General features: G+C 40.8%; 24 protein-coding genes. 13 read left to right on the top strand and 11 right to left on the bottom strand.

The window, feature by feature from the left end:
• The first annotated feature begins 84 nt into the window (after positions 1–84).
• The 8 genes from ACRD7P_RS12855 (at position 85) to ACRD7P_RS12890 (ending at position 6480) form a co-directional block, all read left to right on the top strand.
• Positions 85–1218, top strand: a complete 1134-nt coding sequence (locus ACRD7P_RS12855) for an NAD(P)/FAD-dependent oxidoreductase (protein WP_430908027.1) — start codon at positions 85–87, stop codon at positions 1216–1218.
• The gene (locus ACRD7P_RS12860) at positions 1212–1937 is read left to right on the top strand and encodes a methyltransferase domain-containing protein (RefSeq protein WP_430908028.1); all 726 of its coding nucleotides are present in this window, start codon (positions 1212–1214) and stop codon (positions 1935–1937) included. The genes ACRD7P_RS12855 and ACRD7P_RS12860 overlap by 7 nt, the downstream gene beginning before the upstream one ends.
• Positions 1934–2989 carry a type III polyketide synthase gene (locus tag ACRD7P_RS12865; RefSeq protein ID WP_430908029.1) on the top strand — a complete coding sequence of 352 codons (1056 nt, stop codon included), beginning with the start codon at positions 1934–1936 and terminating at the stop codon, positions 2987–2989. The genes ACRD7P_RS12860 and ACRD7P_RS12865 overlap by 4 nt, the downstream gene beginning before the upstream one ends.
• A gap of 80 nt (positions 2990–3069) precedes the next feature.
• Positions 3070–3885, top strand: coding sequence for an SDR family NAD(P)-dependent oxidoreductase (locus ACRD7P_RS12870; RefSeq protein ID WP_430908030.1), 816 nt, complete (start codon positions 3070–3072; stop codon positions 3883–3885).
• 65 nt (positions 3886–3950) lie between these two features.
• Complete coding sequence (locus tag ACRD7P_RS12875) at positions 3951–4403, top strand: 3-hydroxyacyl-ACP dehydratase FabZ family protein (protein WP_430908031.1); 453 nt, start codon at positions 3951–3953, stop codon at positions 4401–4403.
• Positions 4393–5667 (top strand): beta-ketoacyl-[acyl-carrier-protein] synthase family protein, encoded by a 1275-nt coding sequence (locus ACRD7P_RS12880; RefSeq protein WP_430908032.1) that lies wholly within the window; start codon positions 4393–4395, stop codon positions 5665–5667. Before ACRD7P_RS12875 ends, ACRD7P_RS12880 begins: the two co-directional genes overlap by 11 nt.
• A 66-nt stretch (positions 5668–5733) precedes the next feature.
• Positions 5734–5985, top strand: coding sequence for an acyl carrier protein (locus ACRD7P_RS12885; RefSeq protein WP_430908033.1), 252 nt, complete (start codon positions 5734–5736; stop codon positions 5983–5985).
• Positions 5986–6042: 57 nt separating this feature from the next.
• Entirely contained in the window at positions 6043–6480 is a 438-nt protein-coding gene (locus tag ACRD7P_RS12890) for a hypothetical protein (protein ID WP_430908034.1), read from the top strand.
• 4 nt (positions 6481–6484) lie between these two features.
• Here ACRD7P_RS12890 and ACRD7P_RS12895 read toward each other — a convergent pair whose 3' ends face one another.
• Positions 6485–7432, bottom strand: coding sequence for a TerC family protein (locus tag ACRD7P_RS12895; RefSeq protein ID WP_430908035.1), 948 nt, complete (start codon positions 7430–7432; stop codon positions 6485–6487).
• A gap of 323 nt (positions 7433–7755) precedes the next feature.
• A complete protein-coding gene (locus ACRD7P_RS12900; protein ID WP_430908036.1) occupies positions 7756–8265 on the bottom strand; it encodes a YceI family protein in 510 nt (169 codons plus the stop codon).
• A 236-nt stretch (positions 8266–8501) separates the two neighbouring features.
• Between ACRD7P_RS12900 and ACRD7P_RS12905 the strand changes: the two genes are divergently transcribed.
• On the top strand, positions 8502–8837 hold the full coding sequence (locus ACRD7P_RS12905; RefSeq protein WP_430908037.1) for a hypothetical protein: 336 nt from the start codon (positions 8502–8504) through the stop codon (positions 8835–8837).
• Between the two features lie 128 nt (positions 8838–8965).
• Complete coding sequence (locus tag ACRD7P_RS12910) at positions 8966–9331, top strand: hypothetical protein (protein WP_430908038.1); 366 nt, start codon at positions 8966–8968, stop codon at positions 9329–9331.
• 144 nt (positions 9332–9475) lie between these two features.
• On the opposite strand, the gene ACRD7P_RS12915 is transcribed toward ACRD7P_RS12910, so the two are convergent.
• Entirely contained in the window at positions 9476–9778 is a 303-nt protein-coding gene (locus tag ACRD7P_RS12915) for an HPF/RaiA family ribosome-associated protein (protein ID WP_430908039.1), read from the bottom strand.
• 202 nt (positions 9779–9980) lie between these two features.
• On the opposite strand from ACRD7P_RS12915, the gene ACRD7P_RS12920 reads away from it, so the two are divergent.
• The 3 genes from ACRD7P_RS12920 to ACRD7P_RS12930 all read left to right on the top strand — a co-directional run bounded on the left by ACRD7P_RS12920 (position 9981) and on the right by ACRD7P_RS12930 (position 11887).
• Positions 9981–10322 carry a hypothetical protein gene (locus ACRD7P_RS12920; protein WP_430908040.1) on the top strand — a complete coding sequence of 114 codons (342 nt, stop codon included), beginning with the start codon at positions 9981–9983 and terminating at the stop codon, positions 10320–10322.
• Positions 10323–10447: 125 nt separating this feature from the next.
• Positions 10448–10990 (top strand): DUF4251 domain-containing protein, encoded by a 543-nt coding sequence (locus tag ACRD7P_RS12925; protein ID WP_430908041.1) that lies wholly within the window; start codon positions 10448–10450, stop codon positions 10988–10990.
• A 129-nt stretch (positions 10991–11119) separates the two neighbouring features.
• The gene (locus ACRD7P_RS12930) at positions 11120–11887 is read left to right on the top strand and encodes a TerC family protein (RefSeq protein WP_430908042.1); all 768 of its coding nucleotides are present in this window, start codon (positions 11120–11122) and stop codon (positions 11885–11887) included.
• Between the two features lie 189 nt (positions 11888–12076).
• Here ACRD7P_RS12930 and ACRD7P_RS12935 read toward each other — a convergent pair whose 3' ends face one another.
• The 8 genes from ACRD7P_RS12935 to ACRD7P_RS12970 all read right to left on the bottom strand — a co-directional run bounded on the left by ACRD7P_RS12935 (position 12077) and on the right by ACRD7P_RS12970 (position 20728).
• Positions 12077–12532, bottom strand: a complete 456-nt coding sequence (locus ACRD7P_RS12935) for a hypothetical protein (RefSeq protein WP_430908043.1) — start codon at positions 12530–12532, stop codon at positions 12077–12079.
• Positions 12533–13787: 1255 nt separating this feature from the next.
• On the bottom strand, positions 13788–14327 hold the full coding sequence (locus tag ACRD7P_RS12940) for a gamma-glutamylcyclotransferase (RefSeq protein WP_430908044.1): 540 nt from the start codon (positions 14325–14327) through the stop codon (positions 13788–13790).
• Positions 14324–15157, bottom strand: a complete 834-nt coding sequence (locus tag ACRD7P_RS12945) for a DUF6602 domain-containing protein (RefSeq protein ID WP_430908045.1) — start codon at positions 15155–15157, stop codon at positions 14324–14326. The genes ACRD7P_RS12940 and ACRD7P_RS12945 overlap by 4 nt, the downstream gene beginning before the upstream one ends.
• A complete protein-coding gene (locus tag ACRD7P_RS12950) occupies positions 15150–17291 on the bottom strand; it encodes a ThiF family adenylyltransferase (protein ID WP_430908046.1) in 2142 nt (713 codons plus the stop codon). The genes ACRD7P_RS12945 and ACRD7P_RS12950 overlap by 8 nt, the downstream gene beginning before the upstream one ends.
• 1 nt (position 17292) lies before the next feature.
• The gene (locus ACRD7P_RS12955) at positions 17293–18297 is read right to left on the bottom strand and encodes an SMODS domain-containing nucleotidyltransferase (RefSeq protein WP_430908047.1); all 1005 of its coding nucleotides are present in this window, start codon (positions 18295–18297) and stop codon (positions 17293–17295) included.
• Between the two features lies 1 nt (position 18298).
• Positions 18299–18922 (bottom strand): transcriptional repressor LexA, encoded by a 624-nt coding sequence (gene lexA, locus ACRD7P_RS12960; protein WP_430908048.1) that lies wholly within the window; start codon positions 18920–18922, stop codon positions 18299–18301.
• 939 nt (positions 18923–19861) lie between these two features.
• Positions 19862–20329: an HAD domain-containing protein gene (locus ACRD7P_RS12965; protein ID WP_430908049.1), complete on the bottom strand. Its 468-nt coding sequence runs from the start codon at positions 20327–20329 to the stop codon at positions 19862–19864.
• Positions 20330–20350: 21 nt separating this feature from the next.
• Positions 20351–20728: a hypothetical protein gene (locus ACRD7P_RS12970; protein WP_430908050.1), complete on the bottom strand. Its 378-nt coding sequence runs from the start codon at positions 20726–20728 to the stop codon at positions 20351–20353.
• Positions 20729–20831: the final 103 nt, after the last annotated feature.

Genomic DNA, 20831 nt, shown 5'->3' on the forward strand with positions numbered 1-20831 from the left:
TGCCCGTTGGGCCGCTTCTTGGAAACTTGGGCTAAATTCATATAAAACCAAAAAAAGAGAACGGAGTTCAGTATCTTCACTGTAATGAATTGCTATGATGTTGCTATCGTGGGAGGAGGCCTGGCCGGATTGACCGCCGCCATTCATTTGGCGAAGGAGGGACTTTCAATCGTACTTTTCGAAAAAAAGACCTACCCACATCACAAAGTTTGCGGAGAATATGTGTCCGAGGAGGTCGTTCCCTACTTGGAACGGATGGGAGTGCCCCTTGGGCAAATTCCCTATCAGCGGATTCGGCATTTGCAGCTTAGTACGGTAAATGGCCGTATGGTCGACGTTCAACTGCCCTTGGGCGGTATCGGCCTAAGCCGTCATTGTTTGGACGATACGCTATATCGCCATGCCCTAACACTTGGGGTCAAAGTGATGAAACGCACGGTTAAGTCGGTACGCTATTCGACCGCCGACGGACGGTTCGCGATCGGTACGGATGTAGATGGGGACATCAATGCCACTGTGGCCATCGGTGCCTATGGAAAGCGGGATGCGTTGGACAAACGATTGCAACGGAATTTTATTCGTAACAAGTCCAGCTGGTTGGGGGTAAAGGCCCACTACCGTTATACCGGCTTTTCGGACGATCTTGTTGCACTGCACAACTTTGAAGGCGGTTACGGCGGGCTATCAAAAACGGAGACCGGCGCCGTAAACTTCTGTTATTTGGCAAGCTACGCTACGTTTCAAAAATATCCCGATATCGCTTCATTTCAACAGAAGGTGGTCTCCAAAAATCCTCATCTGGGCGCTTTTTTAAAAAAAGCCGAGCCGTTGTTCGATGCCCCGTTGACCATTGCGCAGATCTCCTTTGCGCCAAAACGGGCGGTGGTGGACCATATGTTGATGTGTGGCGATACGGCGGGACTCATTCACCCGCTTTGCGGAAATGGAATGGCGATGGCCATTCATAGCGCCAAGATCGCTTCGGAAGCCGTGCTGCGGTATTTCAGTGTTTCCGATAGTGACCGAACACAACTGGAAAAAGCATATACCAAAAGTTGGAACGAACAGTTTGCCGTGCGCATGCGAACGGGACGCATCCTGCAAAAATTGCTTTTAAATCCGCAGTTGTCCCGAACGGCCATGGCGACGGTAGCGCGTTCCTCTTGGTTGCTCCAAAAAATTATTGCGAATACCCACGGAAAACCTTTGGTATGCTAAAAGGATTGAAAACAAGAAGTACCGATCCGGAGATCATGGATAATTTTCAGGGTACTCCGGAAACGCTCCAATCGGTTTTGGAGGATATCAACAACGTAAACCGTATTTTGGGCGGAAACAAGATCACCGTTGCGGCCGTCCATCGTTTGTTGAGCGCTAACCCTAGGGAGCGGTACACGATAGTGGATGTCGGTTGTGCGGACGGTAGTATGCTAAGGGCCCTAGCGCTGTTGTGCCGTAAAAAGGGGGTCACGGCCGATTTTTTGGGCTTGGACCTCAGTGTGGATGCCTTGGAGCTGGCCAGAGCGGCGTCCAAGGACTTCCCAGAAATCCGGTATCGCGAGCAAGATGTATTGCAATTGTCCGAAGCGGACTTTACATGTGATATATTGGTTACCACTTTGATGACCCATCATTTTACCGATGGGGACCTAAGGGTGCTCCTGGCCCAATTTGCGCGTTTGACCGATATCGCCGTGGTCAATAACGACCTGCATAGAAGCGCCTTGGCCTTTTATTTGTTCAAGGCATTCAGTATTTTTTTTATTCGAACACCGACCGCCAAAATTGATGGACTCATTTCTATCCGGAAAGGCTTTAAAAAACGGGAACTGTTGGCTTTTGCCAAGGCACTACCGCAAATGAATCATAAAATAAAGTGGAAATGGGCATTCCGATATGTATGGATTATGCAACCCAAGCGACCTAAAACGATATGAACGATACCCGTATTGTCCAAGTGGCAAAACAATTACCGCCCTTTAGTAGGGAAACCAAGGATATATTGCCTTTTGTGGAACTCTGGCTCGCAGGCCAGGAGAAACGATTTCAGCGTAAAGTATTAAAGATTTTTCAAGGGGCCGCGGTAGACAAGCGCTATAGCATTATGGATCCCGAGGATGTTTTTTCGGTGACTTCCTTTCAGGATAAAAACGCCATCTACGTGCGGGAAGTGAAAACGTTGGGTACCCAGGTGCTTCAAAATGCATTGCAAAAAGCCGAATGGGCAGCCGATACCCTGGATTTTATTATTACCGTAAGTTGTACGGGTATTATGATACCGTCTTTGGACGCCTATCTCATCGATGCATTGGGCATGCGGCAGGATGTGGTGCGGCTCCCCGTTACCGAAATGGGTTGTGCGGCAGGAATTTCAGGATTGCTTTACGCCCAAAATTTTTTAAAGGCCAACCCGGGCAAAAGAGCTGCCGTTGTTGCCGTGGAAAGTCCGACCGCAACCTTTCAATTAAACGATTTTTCGATGGCCAATATGGTGAGTGCCGCCATTTTTGGTGATGGCGCCGCCTGTGTGCTCTTGTCGTCCGAGGAAGCGGCAGAAGGGCCAAGGATGTGCGGTAGTGAAATGTACCATTTTACCGATACCACGCATTTGATGGGTTTTGACCTGACCGACTTCGGACTGCAAATGATATTGGACCCCGGTGTGCCCCAGGCGATATCCGATCATTTTCCGAATATTGTACATCCCTTTCTGGAAAAATACGGAACCGATATCAACAATATCGAGCACCTCATTTTTCACCCGGGAGGAAAAAAAATCGTTCAGACGGTAGAAGGGCTTTTCGGGGAACTGGGAAAAAACATCGATGATACCAAGGAGGTGTTGCGCCGTTATGGAAATATGAGCAGTGCCACGGTGTTGTACGTGTTGGAACGTTTTATGAAAAAACACCCCAAACCTGGGGAAAAAGGCCTGATGCTCAGCTTTGGCCCCGGTTTTTCGGCCCAACGTATCCTTTTGGAGTGGTAAGGCTAAATGGGATGAAACGATTTGTGGCAACATCAACTGTGGAAGTCCTATTGTACCAAGGCTAAAAAAATAATTCAAGTATGGCGACAAGAGTTGAAAATATGAATAAGAAAGCGTCCACAAAACGGACGGCCATCATATTGGGAGGGAGTAGTGGGCTAGGTTTTGCTACTGCCAAAAAACTGTTGCAAGAAGGTTTTTCGGTTTTCATCATACATCGCGATAGAAGAACTGATTTGGAGCAAATTAATGATGCTTTTAAAGAAATTACTTTAAGTGGGAATAGGGTTCATTTGTTCAATATGGACGCCTTGAAGCAAGAAAATAGAAGCGAAATAATACATCGGATAAAGGAAGTTCTGGAGGATGGAGCCCGTATCGACGTGTTGGTGCACAGTTTGGCGAAAGGAAACCTAAAACCCATGCGATCGCCGGAAAAAACGGAATTGAACGGACAGGATTTTGGACTCACCATAGCGGCTATGGCAAGTAGCTTGTTCGAATGGACCAAGGCCCTCTATGACCACGGCCTTTTTGCCGAGGATGCCCGGGTCATTTCGTATACCAGTGAGGGCAATACCAAGGCTTGGGCCAATTATGCGGCCGTTTCGGCGGCAAAGGCCGCCCTTGAGGCCATTACCCGTAACATCGCTTTGGAATTTGCGCCCGTGGGTATCAAGGCCAATTGCATTCAGGCAGGGGTAACGCTTACGCCCTCCTTTGAACGTATTCCCGGGCATGAGACCTTAAAGGAAAATGCATTGTTGCGCAACCCCAATAAGCGTTTGACGGTACCGGAAGATGTCGCCAATGTTGCCTATTTGTTGACTACAAAGGAGGCGCAATGGATTACGGGAACGGTAATCACGGTCGATGGTGGGGAGAGTTTGCGATAGTCCGTTTTTTGATGATTGTAGTAATTTTACGGCTTTGGACCGGTCGTAATCAACCTTAGTATAATATGAAATACCGATCGGTTTTGGAAGCGTTGCCCTATGCCCCTCCGTTTTTGTTCGTGGATGCGTTGGAACATATCGATGATAATGGTGCAAAGGGCTCTTATACCTTTTTGAAGGATGCGGATTTTTATAAAGGGCACTTTAAGGAGCATCCGGTAACACCGGGCGTGCTCTTGACCGAATGCTGTGCACAGATCGGATTGGTCAGTTTGGGAATTTACCTGCTACAACGGCAACAAACCGGCTTAAAAGATTTGCTATTGGGAATGAGCAGCGCGGAAATGGAGTTTTTGGCGACGGTGCATCCTGGTGAGCGGGTGACCGTAATTTCGGAAAAGCAATACTTCCGTTTTCAAAAATTGAAGTGTAAGGTGAACATGTACAACGAAGAAGGTACTATGGTGTGTAAGGGTACGCTTGCCGGAATGATCAAAACGACTGCGGATGGACAATAGGGTGGTCATTACGGGCTTAGGGATATGCGCGCCGAACGGCATCGGACTAAAGGCGTTTTGCGAGGCCATGACCGATGGTGTTTCCGGTATTCGTTTTCGGCCCGAGTTGGCCCGCTTACGGTTTTCTTGCCAGATTGCGGGAAAACCCGAGGTGACCGAGAGCCATTTGAATCGGTATTTTAGCCCTTTGCAATTGCGGGGAATGAATGCCAGCGGCCTGGTTTACGGTGCAATTGCGGGAACCGATGCCTGGAAGGATGCAGGACTGCCGATGGCCGAAAAGGAACGACCCGATTGGGATAGCGGTATCATCTTCGGTACGGGTATCCTTGGCGCCGATAAGTTCCGCGAATCCATATTGGCCATTGATCAGGGCAACGTTCGCCGTTTGGGCAGTACGGCCGTAATGCAGGTTATGGCCAGTGGTATCAGCGCTTATTTGGGTGGAATATTGGGTTCCGGAAATCAGGTGACCACCAATTCCTCGGCCTGTACTACCGGTACCGAAGGGGTATTGATGGGGTATGATCGGATCTGCGCCGGAAAGGCCAAACGAATGCTCGTGGGCAGTTGTAGTGATAGCGGACCCTATATTTGGGCGGGGTTTGATAGCATGCGTATTTTACCCCGCAAGTATAACGATCGTCCAATGGAGGCCAGTAGGCCCATGAGTGCCACTGCGGCCGGTTTTGTGCCCGGTAGCGGTGCCGGCGCCTTGGTACTGGAATCCCTGGAGAGCGCCAAGGCCCGGGGCGCCCATATTTACGCAGAGGTGCTTGGGGGTACGGTAAATAGCGGTGGTCAACGGGGCACGGGAAGTATGACCGCTCCCAACGGTGAAGCCGTAGTGCGTTGTATCGACAGTGCGTTACGGGTTTCGGGCGTGCTCGCATCCGAAATCGATACTATTAGCGGCCATTTGACCGCAACTGGAAAAGATGCTTTTGAGGTGGCCAACTGGTGTACCGCTTTAGGGCGTTCCGGATCGGATTTTCCCTTCATCAATTCGTTTAAGAGTCTTGTCGGGCATTGTTTGGCAGCGGCCGGAAGTATCGAATGTGTCGCCGCTGTGCTGCAACTTTCCGAAGGTAAAGTGTTCGGCAACCGTAACTCCGAAGACCTGCATCCCGAAATCGGGGCCTTGGTTTCCCGCGAGAAAGTACCGCAGCGGACCATGGCCGTAGCACCAAAAACCGTAATCAAGGCCAGTTTTGGTTTTGGAGATGTAAATGCTTGTGTTATTTTTAGGGCTTTTAACGACTGATATTAAAAAGGCGCTTTTTGAACGCGCTTTTTTATTCTGGTCAGGAAACCAAACTCCATCCAAACCATGTCAACAGAACGATACGCTATCCTGAAAAAAATTATTGCGGTATATCTCCCAGAAGATGTTGCGGTGGACCGTATTACCGACTCCAGTCATTTTATAGACGAACTGAACATCAATTCGGCCAATTTGGTGGATATCGTGCTCGATGTGGAAGATGCTTTTGACATCACCTTGGAAAACGAGGATATGGACCAGATGCAGACGGTCTCCGATGCCTTGGGGATTATCGATAGAAAAATCAGCTCCAAATAAGGAGGGAAAAATGCAACATTGCCGCACTAAACAAGGCGGCAGTAAATTATGGATACGATGCAAGAGTTTTTTCGTTGGGCGAAATCACAGCTACAAGTGGACAAAAGGTTGGTGCTGGTCTATGCGGTACTGTACTTTTTATGGGGCATGGGCATGGATTGGTTCGGTACCCAGGTCGAAATTGCCCGATTTACCTATTGGTGGCAGGTTATTACGGTATACCTGTTATACATGATCCCGATCTCACTGTTGTTGCGAAAGCTCCCTTTTCACGCACAATATGCGTATGGGCTTATCGCTATGGGCCTTCTGGAGTTCGGGGGCTATGCGCTGCAATCGTCCTATGCCTATCCCGATAATCTTCTCGATCAGTTTTTTGGTATCCGAAATTTTAGTTTGGGAATGGCACTGTTTTTTGCCCTCTATTTCCCCATGGGCAACTGGGCGGCGGCCAAAATTTACGGTATCGTCTTTTCAAACAAAAAGGGGGCGTAAACCGTTATTGTTCGGCATCGTTTTCCTTGATGGCCACCGATGCTACGATACCGCCGATCAAGGCCACCGAAATTACGGCCAACGATAGCCATTCGGGCAAGGCAATGTGATGTGAGAACAACATTTTCAACCCTACGAACGCCAAAATGATGACCAAGCTGTAGTTGATGTACCGAAACTTCTCCAACATACGGGAAACCAAGAAATACATGGAGCGTAGCCCTAAAATGGCCAGGATGTTGGAACTGAAAACGATAAAGGGGTCGGCGGTAATGGCCAAGATGGCCGGAATGCTGTCCAAGGCGAAAAGGATATCGGTCAATTCAATGATCACCAAAGCTACAAATAGGGGCGTAGCGGCCTTAATGCCCATTTTTTTGACAAAAAACTTGTTTCCTTGAATGGTACCGGTAATAGGATATACTTTTTTCACCTGCCGGAAGACAAAGGATTTTTTGGGATCGAAATCGTCATCTTCACCCTTTAGCATTTTAAAGGCGGTCCATAGCAAAAACAGCCCGAAAACATAGATGATCCAATCAAATTTATTGATCAAGGCCACCCCGAACAAAATGGTAAGTCCTCGAAAGACGATCGCCCCTAAAATACCCCAGAACAACACCCGGTGCTGGTAGAGGGCCGGAATTTTAAACGATGAAAAAATGACCGCGATTACAAATACGTTGTCGATGCTCAGGGAAAGTTCGATCAAATAGCCCGTAACATACTTGAGCACGGCATTGTCGGGGGTAAGTCCGGTCGGGTTGGCTACGATGCCCTGGGAAAACAACCAATAGATGACCCCACTGAAGCTGAGGGCTATGGTCACCCAAACGGCCGTCCAAATGCTGGCTTCTTTGGTTTTTACCACATGAGCTTCCTTGTTAAAAACTCCAAGGTCGAGCGCTAAAAAAACCAATATCAATACAATAAATAAGGTCCAAACCCACATAATGGCAACTTTTAAAGTGCGAAGGTAATCATCCTGTCGCTATTCGATACTAGGCCCTGCACGAAAACTAGTGCCCATTTCCTTTTGGCCGGAAAAATTGGCATTTCATCGGTATGGATAGGGAACCGCTATTGGCGCGTTCGGGCCTATGTGCCATGGCAAGGGAAAATAATTTTCCAATGTTGTTAACACAAAATTCTGGAATGAGATTTGGAGAACAGGGTATGCTCGTATAGGCTCGGCAATTGGCCCGCTATGAAAGTGGCTTAAAGGCCTGTAATTCCTTGGAAGGCAAAGATAATACCATTTGTTATTTTTATTGATCATTTTAAGTTAAAAACGAATTGGACCGCAACTAGGTTATCCTCTTTTTTCTTCTTTACTTTTATCCCGTAATCGTAGGCGTTTATCGTAGTCTTACCGGTCAGGTTGGTTCCTGTTTTTATAAAGCTTATGCGAATGGGCAGCGTCGTTTTTTTGATGGTTAGCTTTCCTTCCACATCAAATCCGCTATCGGTCGCTTCGACCGAGGTGCTCCGGAACGAGATTTTTGGGTAGGTTTCCGTATCAAAATACTTTCCGCCCTTTAGGCTCCAATCCCTTAAAAAATTTCCGGTTTTCAGGGTTTCGGTGGCTACCGAACCCTTCAGTACCGTATTGCCCGGTTCCTTCAAATCGATTACCGAAGAAGAGCTAAAGCCCGATACACTGCCATCGACTTCGTTGGATAAAAAGCTAAAGGTAATCTTCGCGTTTTTGATCAGGTTGGCATTTTGTGCCGGCAATACCTTATGAAATGCGACAACGAGCAATAGGATTACAATTTTTTTCATGGAATGTATTTAATATCGCTGCTACACCTGGTTTATACTATTTCAAAGTTAAAATGGTATAAGACGGTGTAGCATGTAGACCAAAGATATTGATTCTGCCAGAATAGCCGTGAAAAAGGGCTAGAGCAGGGTGGCAAAAGTGTTAAAAATCTAGGGGAACGATAAGATATCCGTTCAATGGATGTGGTTTACTGCAGATTTTTTTTACTTTGGCGGCGAGACACAAGCCCGAAAAAATGAAAAAATTACCCTATTTGCTGTTACCGTTTATTTTCTTGATGGCCGGCGCCAATGCCATTGCACAGCAAAACAATACCGACAACAAGGAGATTCAAAAAATGGACAAGGAAGAGGATGACGGTCCCTCCCTGTTCAAGTTTGAACCTACCTACATGACTTCCATGGCTGCCAAACGGGAGCGTTTGCGTCGTACGCGAGAGCTGTTGGATACGATGGACATTTCGGACCGAAAGCGGAAACGGTTGTTGAAAGATCTTTACAAAAATGGACTTACGGACCGACTAGAGCTCCTACTTACCGAAACGAAGTTCGAGGATGAAATCGTCGATTAAGAGGTTGCGAACATCGAAGAACCGTTTCTTTTATCGATGAATGCTCCAATTGTATCGATAAACGAACGAATTGGATGCCCACTTGTGGTCGATTTTGCAAAATGCGTATCTTTAAAGGGAGAAACGTTATGAAAACCAAAATGAAAAAGAACCATTTCTGGGCTTTTTCCGTATGCCTTTTGTTTTTGGGTATTGGAAATGCCATTGCCCAAACTACCGAGAGTACCAAAGAGAATAGAACTACTAAAGAGGTGCAACGTCATACCATTATGGAAAAGTTTGCACCGGATATTTCGCTGACCGCAACGGAACGACAACAAAAGCGATTGGACCGTATTGCGGAAATCGAGCTTCGAAAGAGCGTTATCGATACCTTGGATATTTCCGAACGCCGTCGTCAAAAATTGTTGATCGATCTAAAGTACAATCCTTTTTCGGAGCGGTTGAACCGTACCATGGCGGATATAAAGTTCGAGGATGATATGAACGAGTAGTTCTCGGTGTACACTTTTCCCTATTTTAACCATGCCCCTAAAACGCTTGACGCGTACTTCGGGAGTATTGTTTTTGTCGTGTTTGTCGCCCACGCTTTTTGCTGTGAGCGGGCGTGCCGTTTAGTGGTGTTGGAGGGAAAACGCCTAACGCGCTCTCATTTTGGCCTTTCTACGCTGTAATTGACGTTCCAAATCATCTACCGACTTGGCAATGGAGGCCTCAAAGGAGGCCATACTCGACTCCGTAAAAAGACGGGGGCCCGGTGCGCTCAGTCGTATGTTGCAAAGCATTCCGGTTTCCCGTTCCGAGGTGTTCTCGGTTTTAAAAAAAACATCGGCGCGAACGATAAAGTCGTATTTGTCAAATAATTTTTCAAGTTTTTTAGCGGCCATAATTTCCAGTCGATTGCTGGCCTTTACATCATCGTACTCAAAGTTGATGTTCATAGTTAGGGGTTGTTGTTTGTAAACGTTTAAATTAAGGCGTAGGATTGGGACTACCAAAAAAAAATGGGGAACCCTATCTTAATTAACTATCAATAAAACGTTAAAGTCTGGATGTCTGGGTACTACAGCGGGTGTCGAATGCATATTTTTTGTAACTTAAAGATGCCTACGATGAATTCACGAACCCTAAACGATGCCCATTATGACGAACAACGCTCTTGCCCGGCCACAAAAAATTGAGGAGTACGAAAAGAACACTTTGGTACTCAAATTGGAACGACACCAGAAGGATTTATTGGAACTGCGTAAAAAGTTAAATTCTTACGTATGCGAACCGAAGACCTCCCTGCTGTTCGAACGTATGCAGACCTTAAAATTTGGATTGGAACAATTACGTGTCGATAATGCGGCCATCATCAAGAATATGAAATACACCAAAAAAACGGCAGTGGATGCCATGGAAGATATCAAAAAACAGTTTTTGGCATTCTATACCATGCGTAAAGGTGTCGAGGATTACATTCAAGGGGTTAGAAATTGCTAAGGTGAACTGGCCTACTTTGATAAAAATGCATCTTCCGATATGCGGTGGATGCATTTTGATTTCTGTAACATTCTTAAACGTTTGTTCAAAATAGGGAACATTAACGGGGATTAAACAATTCATATATGATGAAACAACTTGCTTTTATTTTGGTCCTTGTGCTAATTTGTGGTTGTGGTGCATCGAAATCGGCCACTGTAGCTACAAACGATACCCGATTGGACGATTTGATCGCGAAGCGCTCCTTTACGCTTGAGGCGCAATGGGCACGGCCACAGCCGACGGCCGCCATGGCCAGCTTGGCCAGTTCGGGCATATTGGGTATGGGGAACACCGCGGGCAGTATCAATCTGATCGGAAACCCCAACTACTTTAAAGTTATGGGGGATTCCGTGTCGGTTTTTTTGCCCTATTTTGGCGAACGCTGGGCCGGTGGCGGGTATGGCGATCAGGAAGCGATCGCTTTTGAGGGCATTCCAACGGATTTTAAGATCGATGCCCTGGATAAGGATAAGGGATATCGCATAACGCTTTCCATGAAGGCCGATTCGGAACACTATCGGGTGGCGATGCGATTGTTTCCCAATTTAAACGGTTCCGTTCGGGTAACCAGCTCCCATCGCTTTCCGATACACTACCAGGGAAAGCTCGATGTTTTGCCCGAGTAACGGGGTAGGGGCGGTAATTCTCTTTATGAAGCTTTGGTGATACTTTTTTGTCGGGAGCGACCGCTCCACTGTGAAATTTTTATATTTGTCCCAGAAAAATCATAATCGACCACTTCAAAAACCGTTTCAATGGAAAGTCTTTTCACCCTTGATAATTTGATTACCCTATGCATGCTTACCCTGCTACAGGCCGTTTTGGGTCTGGACAATCTGCTGTACATTTCACTGGAGTCCAAAAGGGCACCGGAAGCCGAGCAAAAACGGGTACGTACCCTGGGCATCGGTATGGCCATTGTATTACGGATCGCGCTGCTGTTCATTTTAATACGGGTCATCGCCTATTTTCAGGAGCCTTGGTTCGGATTTGATGTTACCGGGGTTTTGGAAGGTAGTTTTAACGTGCACAGCCTGATCGTTCTGGCGGGCGGTGTATTCATTATGTACACCGCCGTAAAGGAAATATGGCATATGCTGCGGTTAGAAAAGGAACACGATGGTGTGGAGGTACAAAAGAAAAGCGTTAACATGATTATTTTTTCCATCGTAATCATGAACATCGTTTTCTCTTTCGATTCCATTTTGAGTGCCATGGCCTTGACCGATGTGTTTTGGGTAATGGCGATCGCCATAGTAATAGGAGGAGTGTTGATGATCTGGCTTTCCGGAAGGGTGACCACCTTTTTAAAGAAAAACCGGATGTACGAGGTATTGGGACTTTTTATCCTTTTTATCGTGGGTATTATGTTGTTGTCCGAAGGAGGCCATCTGGCCCATTTAAAACTCTTTGGCAATGAAGTAACCCCAATGAGCAAAACTACCTTCTATTTTGTTATTGTGGTATTGGTGGTCATCGATATCATTCAGAGCAAGTACCAAAAGAAACTCTCTAGACAGTGACCGCCCCAAAGTTGCTTAAGGGCGGGAGGAACTTCCCTTTTTGGCGGGCCGTTTTTGTAACAAAGTACGTCTGAATATGCTTTATCCAAAAACACGCGTTACTAGGGTACCGACCGTTGGCGATATGGATGCCCCACATTGGAACATCGACCGCCATTGCATCGTTAAAGATACCGTGCAGATCGGTATTCAGGGCTGTTTTTTAAAAACATAACGGGTTATAAAAATACCTTGGTTGTCACCATCGCCCGCATCACTTTCTACCGAGCTGGTCACAAAGGCCAATTCCCAACCGTCTTCGGCCATATCGTTCATCATTGAAGTTAACAGGGCGTCGTTGGCCGCGATGTTCTGGAACCGAATACCGGCAATATTATAAAAATTGAGCAATTTGGTTTCCTCAAAATCCTTGACGCGGATTTCTTTTCGTTTGGATTTGTTTCGGGTGTTGTCCTCTTCGGTTTGAGCGGAAGTGTATTCTTTATGGTCTTTTTCTTCTTGGGCGTTGATGATCCGAGAGCGGCCCAAACCACTGGGCACGATGGATTCTACGCTAGTGACCACTTTGTACTGCTGGGCATGGAGCCCGATAGTGGTGAAGGCCGCGACAAGGGCCGTTAAAACAATTTTTCTTGCTTGTATCATGTCTACTTGAATTTTATAGTTATTCTAAAGACAAGGGTTTTGCGGTAGGGGTTGCATCCTTTGGATGTTTTTCACGTTAAGTGGAAAGGATAGGCCTAAAAAGGGGCGAATTTTAGGAAAAGATTACCATTTTTCACATACGAAACGATGTGATATACGGTTATACCAATAGTCAGATGAAAAAACACCGCAATTTTTTGATTTTCTACAGCCTTTGGTTAGGCGGTATTTTTTGGGCATTGAACACCTTTGATGCCGCTCCGGACCGTACAAGCGATTCAAAGGTTAAAGGTACGACCATATGTGCCGCTACGAAGCCAATTACCACGCCATTGCCCAACAAATGTAAAGACAAAGGGTGTTGCAGTACCAAGCGTCTGGATACTCGGGCTGAAATTAATTAGACCATTTTTGGTTTAGCGCTATATAAAGTGCCATTCGTATAGGTTCCAAAAGGAGCATTGATAGGGTGTACGTTAGCATGATGGCCCCGAAGCTTCGGGGTAGCCTGAAATATTCTATTTTACATAATATAAATTATAGTACAAAGTATAACATTTTCACCAAACAAGAGAATATACGTTTGTAAGCTATAATTCTATATTATATAAAATAGCCCTCAACCTCTGAGAATCCATTAAAACTTACAACAGGGTCATCAAACTTTTTTAAGCGGTGTCTGCGACGCATATTTTCATTTGTACCATAATTTGTCGTTATGTAAAATTGCCGCACAGCCAACCGCTGGATTGCTTTTTTAAAATAAACGCTAAATGGCGTTCATTTTAAAACACAATTTGCCAACGCCTGGCCAGCGCCAAAAAAAGCTAACCTTTTAGATTCTTTCAAAATTCTCGTATTCGATAAAATGTACGTCATATTTTTTTCTAGAGCATTCTCGGCAGCTTGCCGCAACAGTACAAAATTTAAGAAAAATAAATTTCTGTACACTTGCTCACATTTTGCAATTATTCAGCCTTTTTAAATAATTCTTATCTTTTTTTCTTGATAAAAAAAGAAACAAAAAAATCAAGGCTGCAGATAACTTTGGAAACAATGTACGGCTCAATCGCTATATTCTAGAAAGCATTCTGACAATTAAGTTTACTTTGAACTATTTGAAACAGTATCGTGTCAAATAAGCTGTATTACCAGCCCTCTAGAATATGGACGCTCATTTCGCCTATTGTTTTACCAAAGTTCTCTGAGGCCGTTTTGCCACCGCTCCCTCTGGGTAGAAACCCATTATTCTATTTTACATAATATTATTAAAGACTAGTGTATATAAAATTTCAATTTCTTCATCTTCAATACCGTATTCATTAAGAAATCCTTTAATTTCTTTTAGATATTCCTTGGCATTGCTTTTAGTTCCCTGCCCTCCTGCTCTTATTATATCAGCCTTTTCTTGTAAAGTTGTATTCGGATTCAGATAATTTTTACCCGAAGTATTTGGAAAAAAAACAATACAATCTTCAATGATATTACCTTTAATATCAGAGATTTTAATTTTATCATTTGGAGTTTTAATTTGATTATAACCACCTTCCCTCCTCTTGAGTATTTTAAATGATTCTTCATTGACTTGAAACGCCTTACCAAAGCATTTTCCACCATATTCTAAACCTAATGCTAATCCTGGGAATTTTTTTGTACCTCTGTTTACTGTAGATTTTTTATTAAAACTTCTATGTGCTCCGACTAATTCCGCATCTACTATATCAATTGGTTTGATGTCTTCATTCTGCCAAATAATAGAACCATAACCAAAAACCCAAAAACTAATTTTGCTCATATGTCTTCATCTATTTCGAAGTTTATTGCTTTTGCATATTCCGATAAATCAATTGCGGCTACAGTACCAATACTTTGCTGCAGGTATCTTGTGAGTTGTAAAAAGAAGGTTACTAAGGAGTTATTTTTCTTGCTGAATTCGATATTCTTCACACTACGTTTGTTGTAGAACATTAAAATTAATTCATTATGTTCTTTAACTGTTAAAACTTCATCTTTATCTAGATTAAAAATACTATCATCTTTATTATAATCAACGTAAAAACTTTTAGCCTTGACAGCGCACCCAATATCAATGGATTTTAGACCTTTCAACGCTTTAAGATGTCTTTCAATAGTTGGTTCTTTGATTTCTGTTTCTATTGTTAGAATACCACCTAAAATCTTTGTCAAAGACCTTGGGTTAAATGGTTTGCCTCTATCAATTATTTTTGTAGAAGTTCTTTGAAGCTGTCTAACGCTTTCGATTTTATCTCCAGCATAAACAATATTTCCTTTATCAAGGTCTGGTTTCACCTCGAAAACAGCATAGACTCCCTCAGCTGGAATATAGAAAATACCATTTTGTTTGAAAACAAAAGGTGTGTACGTTTGGTCATAAATAACCAAATCAATTTGATGACTTAATTGTCCTTTTGAATCTATAACAATAGCTTTATCTACACAGTATCTGTTAGGTAAGTAAGTTCTTAACCATTCAATCCAAGTATTTTCTAATGAATCTCCTTTAGAGCCAGGATGCTCGATAAACTCTCTATTGGTATTTAATTGAGCAATCATCTGTGCCTGTAGACCTCCAAACAGTTTTCTTAAATTAATTTTATCACTCATATTTTTTTAATTTTTTATCATCATAGATATATAGTTCTTTATCAAACGCTATCTGACCTACTTCTACAATCATTAATAATGGCTTATCAATTTTAATGTTTTCATCTTTTGAAATTTCTTTCATTGCATTATTGTCTGTACTACTAGGCGATGCTGGTCCATCAGGATGAGAATGCCATTCTCCTAAGTAATGAATTTTACCATCGGAAATTTCATGTAATAGTTTCAATCTTTCATTCAAAGTTCCAGGTTCTCTTATAAAAACTGTCCTCCCATTTTCATATGCATCAGGTATCAAAATGTCTGTTATAATAAATTTTTCATCTGACTTATAGCCAGTAAAAACCCCGCCAAATTCATTTGGATAGTGTAACCTTGTCACCTCTTCTATTACTTTTAAAACACTTTTAGATATGTGGATTGAACTATTAATATCATTTCGGTAATAATATTCAAACTCTTTAATATCTATGTTGAATTCATCTTGAAAGTCAGGTTGTATAATTAAGGTTTCATGAGTTTTATCTTTGGAATAATTATCATTTATCACCTTTAAACCAACATTTAGCAAAGCATTAATGTCGTTATAATTCGCTTCAAATGTAGGATAACCACATCCAGTACCTTCAATATAAGTTGGAGGTTCATTTTCTACAAAATCAAAAATAATTTTAGCTTGTTTTGTTAAGTTATTTCCTGTGATTGAAACAAATGATTTTGCTTTGTTGGTAATTGCTAAACTGAAAGTTTTACCTGAAAAATTCAACTTATCAATAATATATGTTACCTCAGTATCTGTAGAGCAATCGAAAATTATATCAAAATTTTCATTGAGAACTTTTTCAACTGCTTTTATTTCGTATTTGTTCAACTTAACTGTAATTACATTTAAATCGACAAACGGCGATATAGATTTTAGTCTTTTTATTAGTTTATCTGTTTTAAAGAATTTCATATCGTCTAAGTCATAGTTCGCCCTGCACAAGTTGCCCCCACGAATAATGTCAAAATCCTCCAGTACAATTTTCTTCACACCTCCTCTAACCAATACTTCCGCTAAAGAACTACCTAAAGCTCCACAGCCGATAATTAGAATTCTAGAATCAGTAATCCTTTTATTTAATTTACCCCTGCCAAAAAACCTCTTGTAGTCTATGTTTTCAGTACTCCCCCATTTTATTTTATAGTTTTTAAGGGTGCATTCAAAACGTTTTTTAGAGTTTTCCTGTTCTGATTTATGTATTTTGATTGAATCTATTGGTATATTCTTTTTAGGTATTCGAATTATATCCCAATGCTCTTCATAAGATTCTGTGTTAGGTATTTTATACCCCAAAAGAAGGAACATATCATTATCGTAATAATAATTTGCTCCAAATTTTCTTTTTAATCCTGTATATAGGTATTCTATAAAATCTTCAGAAAAATAGTCTTTTAATTCCGACCAATTTTCAATTCCTTTTCGGCCAATATTGTCTTTCATCAAGGGTTCTTCCTCAATGAAATAATATACTCCCTTTCTGCACTTTTTCTTTTTTAAATCTTTGATAAATGTATCTGACCAATTATCAAATTGTTCATCTTCGATTCCTAATCTGAAAAACTTCCTAACTGATAATTTTTGGTCGCCAAACTTTTCATCAGAAAAAATAGAATATGAAAATGTTCCGTATGAATCTTTTTTAAAATTGGTTTTTGTATTTGTAAAGTATAACTGATTAATGTAATTATCCTCCGTATTATGAATTAAATAGGCGTAATTGTCATCTTCCTTATTGTGTACGAAATAATCCCTAATCCATTGCTTTAAACATTGTATTTCATAAAGCAGTTTTCTATCAAAATCATCATCCTTATCAGGATGAAAGCATACCGAACCATCTAGGTTTATATGATTTAAACCTATTAAAGTTTTATTTCTAAATGTAATAGAAATGTTTTCAGAGTTTGGATGCGTTAAAGGGTAAACCTTGGGAATATGGATATCAAAAACGATACACACTCCCAAATAATCAATTTCAATTTTACCACTAAAATGTAGTTCTGTTTCCTTTAAATTCTCTACTAAAGTCAGACTTTCATCCTTTTTTAAAAGACTTTCAATTCTTTTAATTTTGGTCTCATCGCTTTTCAAATTAACCAAATTTACTTGTGCTTAAAACTGATGCTGTTGAGTAACTTGAACTGGCTTTATCATCATCATCGTAATCATCATTTATTGGGAAGTACTCTTTTATCATATCTGAATCTTCATCTACTTCTTTAATTGTTTTTTTCATATCCCGTTTAGTATCGAATTTTGCCGTGTCACTCATAGAATCAGAAACTATATTACCCGAATTTACTGGGTCCACTAAATCATTTTCAGTAATATTATCAATTATATGATTCATTACCATTTTTACTTGCTTCCATAGCCCAGAAGGTATTTCATCAGCTTCATCAAAAGCTTCTTTGGTATATAACTCCATCATAAATGACTTTATTAATTTACCCCCATTTTGATTCTTTCTTTCTGTTTTCCAGACCTTTAGTAATCTGGTTATTTTACGTTCGTGTGTTCTTTCCGCACCTCCCAATAACTCAATGTGTTTTTTGATATTAGTTTTAATCCGCTTCTTATTATCATCAACCTCTTTTTTGGAACGGTTTGGTGGGTGGATATGTAGACTTAGGTCAGTATTGTTGTTATTGTAATCATTATAATCTGGCCTCTCTCTTCCGGGGACAACGTCCATATCAAAGTCTTCACCATCAATCTTAAATTTCATTCCAATAGACACCTTCTGTTTTCTAACATCGTCTTTTGTTATATCATCATCATCTTCAGTATATTCATTTTTTAAAAATTTGTAGACATCCGTAAACATATCTTCAAGCTTTTCATACCCCTTATCATCCTCTTTTTCTTTTTTTCTAAAAGGCAAACAACAATCTATATCAAACTTTGTGTTAATGGCAGTATTCTTTGCATAAGAACCAGAATCTATAGCATTTGAAGCCTTAGTATCCGAAAACTTATCATTTAAAGCTTCTTTCACAGCATTTTTCTTTGCGATGAATTTATCAAGGTTTTCTACTTTATTTATATCGTGAGTATCTAGTACTTTTTTAAGATGTTCATTTTTATTTGTAGCCATATTATAATTTTATCACATTCTCAATAATACCTTGAATTCTGAAACTGTCATTAAGTATTATCGGTTGATGTATTTTATTACTTGATTTTGGTTTTAAAATTACCATTCCATTATTTTTATTATACTCTTTAACGGTTGCTTCATCATCAATTAGTGCTAATATTCTATCTCCGTTTTCCGCATCTTGCTGCTGCCTAACTAATAATAAATCTCCATTATCAATTCCAGCTTCATCCATTGAATCTCCTTCAGCTCTTAATAAGAAGTATCTGTAACCATTTTTTATCATTTCTATTGAAATGGAAACTTCTGCCTCAATATTTTCATCTGCAAAAATGGGTATTCCACAAGCTACACTTCCTAATAAAGGTATTTTGACGGTTTGTGCTCTCGAACCATAGTCTTGCGGTATTTCGAAATCCATTATTTGATAACTACCGTCAGCCTTCTTTTTTAAAATTTCTTTCTCTTCAAGGTTGTTTAAAATAACAGCCGCTGAGCGAGGGGATTTATAATCCATAGCAATCATCAGTTCACGAACACTTGGAGCACGTCCATTATGAACTAAATAATTTCTAATCATCTTCAATGCCGTTAATTCCTTGTTTGATAAATCGTTAAACATACACAAATATACACTTTACATACACCAAATTATTAGTCATAAAGCATTAGTTGTTAAACAGTTATTCACAATTTTGAAATAATGCTATAAATATACCTCGTTAGTAAACCAGTTCTTTACGGGTTTCTGTAATGACAAGAAGATTATTATCATAGCCCATTCCATACACATTACCACTTCGCTCCTATCGTCGCTTGGGCAAAGAGTATTCCATTTCATTTCCAGAAAGTTTGTAGAGAGAAAAAAATAAAAGAAGATTGTTGTAAATAACTTCGCTTTTACCAAAGCAAAGTTTCATAACGCAAGACATTATGATACATTTTGTATTATTGGTTTAGCCAGTGGCTGAAGCAATAATCAAGAAAGATGATGCGGCTGCCAACATACCGTAAAGGTTTAATGAAAAACGTAGGTCATAATTCTATTATGTAAAATATCCCTCACATTTATAGCTTTTAAGCGAATTATCAACAGGGTCATCAACCTGTTTAATTTACGTAGCTTCAAATTTTCCACACGGAATAAAATTTATTCTAAACTTCAAAATTCGTCAACCCTGACGACAAACCTTTCGTCTGTACTCATAATTAGTCGTTATGCAAAATTGCCGCTCGGCCAACAGCATATTGCTTTCATAAAAATTAAATGCTGATGCATTTATTTTTATACGCAATTCTCAGCCGCTTGGCCAGCGCCAAAAAAAGCAAAACCTTTTAGCTATTTTGAAATACATGAATTATGAGGAACTATCTTATATAAAATTTTTCACAAACTTTTAGTCAGCTTACCGCAAGAGCACAAAATTTCGAAATTAAAATTTCTGTGCACTTGCTACCACTATCCTTTGTTTCAGCAAATACTTTAGGTATTCATAACATTATGTCAAATAGAAAATCCCACCAGATTATGATGGGATTATGTATAATATATGTCTTGTATTTAACTTGCTAATCTACTTGAAGACTTCAAAATCTTAATAGCTGAATCAGCTAATTCATTATTTAAACCTACGGTTGCACTAGGTTGTACAAGTTTAGACTTGACATTATATGGTAAATTATTTAAAGACTTATCATCATCAATAATGACAAAGGAACTTTCACTCGTTTTATTTACCCATTTCATTATTTCCTCTCTTCTATTAAGATTATTAATGTTTTTATTAAGTCTCTTAATGCTAAGGTTTTCAAATCCTCTAATAGAAAACATCTTTTTCCATTCGGAAATACTGTAGCTAGACTTATGAGAAGTTGTCAATAGAATATCTGCACCTGTTTCAGAAATAATTTTCTGTAGGCTAAATACAGCTCTTCTGCTGAACCTTGGAAACCCATCATTTTCAAATTCAGGACGTTTCCAACTTGTAGCAGGAACCATTACTCCATCTATGTCTAGTAAAATCAGCATGTTACAAAGATATGTTTTATTTTATAAATCGTTCAAAATACTAATATCTACGTCGTTTAACTTAGCATCTCTTACATTGTGCTCGTGAATCCTTTCAGGTGTTTCATAATCATATTCCCTGATAGTTACTTCACTCCAGTTATAATCCTCAATAGCTGATGCTATACCCCAATTATACTTGGTAATTTCAACTTTTGAAAGTTCAGAACAAATATACCTATGATGTCCATCAACTATCCTTGAACCTTTTACTTTAATTCCTTCAAATTTGATACCAATTTTCATTTTTTTGTAAATCCTTTGAAGGATTGGTAAGCAAACTGCTTCTTGGGTAGCTATAAACTCCAGAGAGCCCGATTCCAATAAATCTTTAACGTTTTTTAAGGTAATTTCTTGCATGCAACGAAGGTATCTTTTCTTTTTTTCTTGATAAAAAAAGAAACAAAAAAATCAAGGCTTACAGATAACTTTGGAACAGGGCCGAGCGTAAAGAAAATGTACC

It is taken from the genome of Maribacter sp. 2-571 (assembly GCF_050589625.1).
Taxonomy (GTDB): Bacteria; Bacteroidota; Bacteroidia; order Flavobacteriales; family Flavobacteriaceae; genus Pelagihabitans.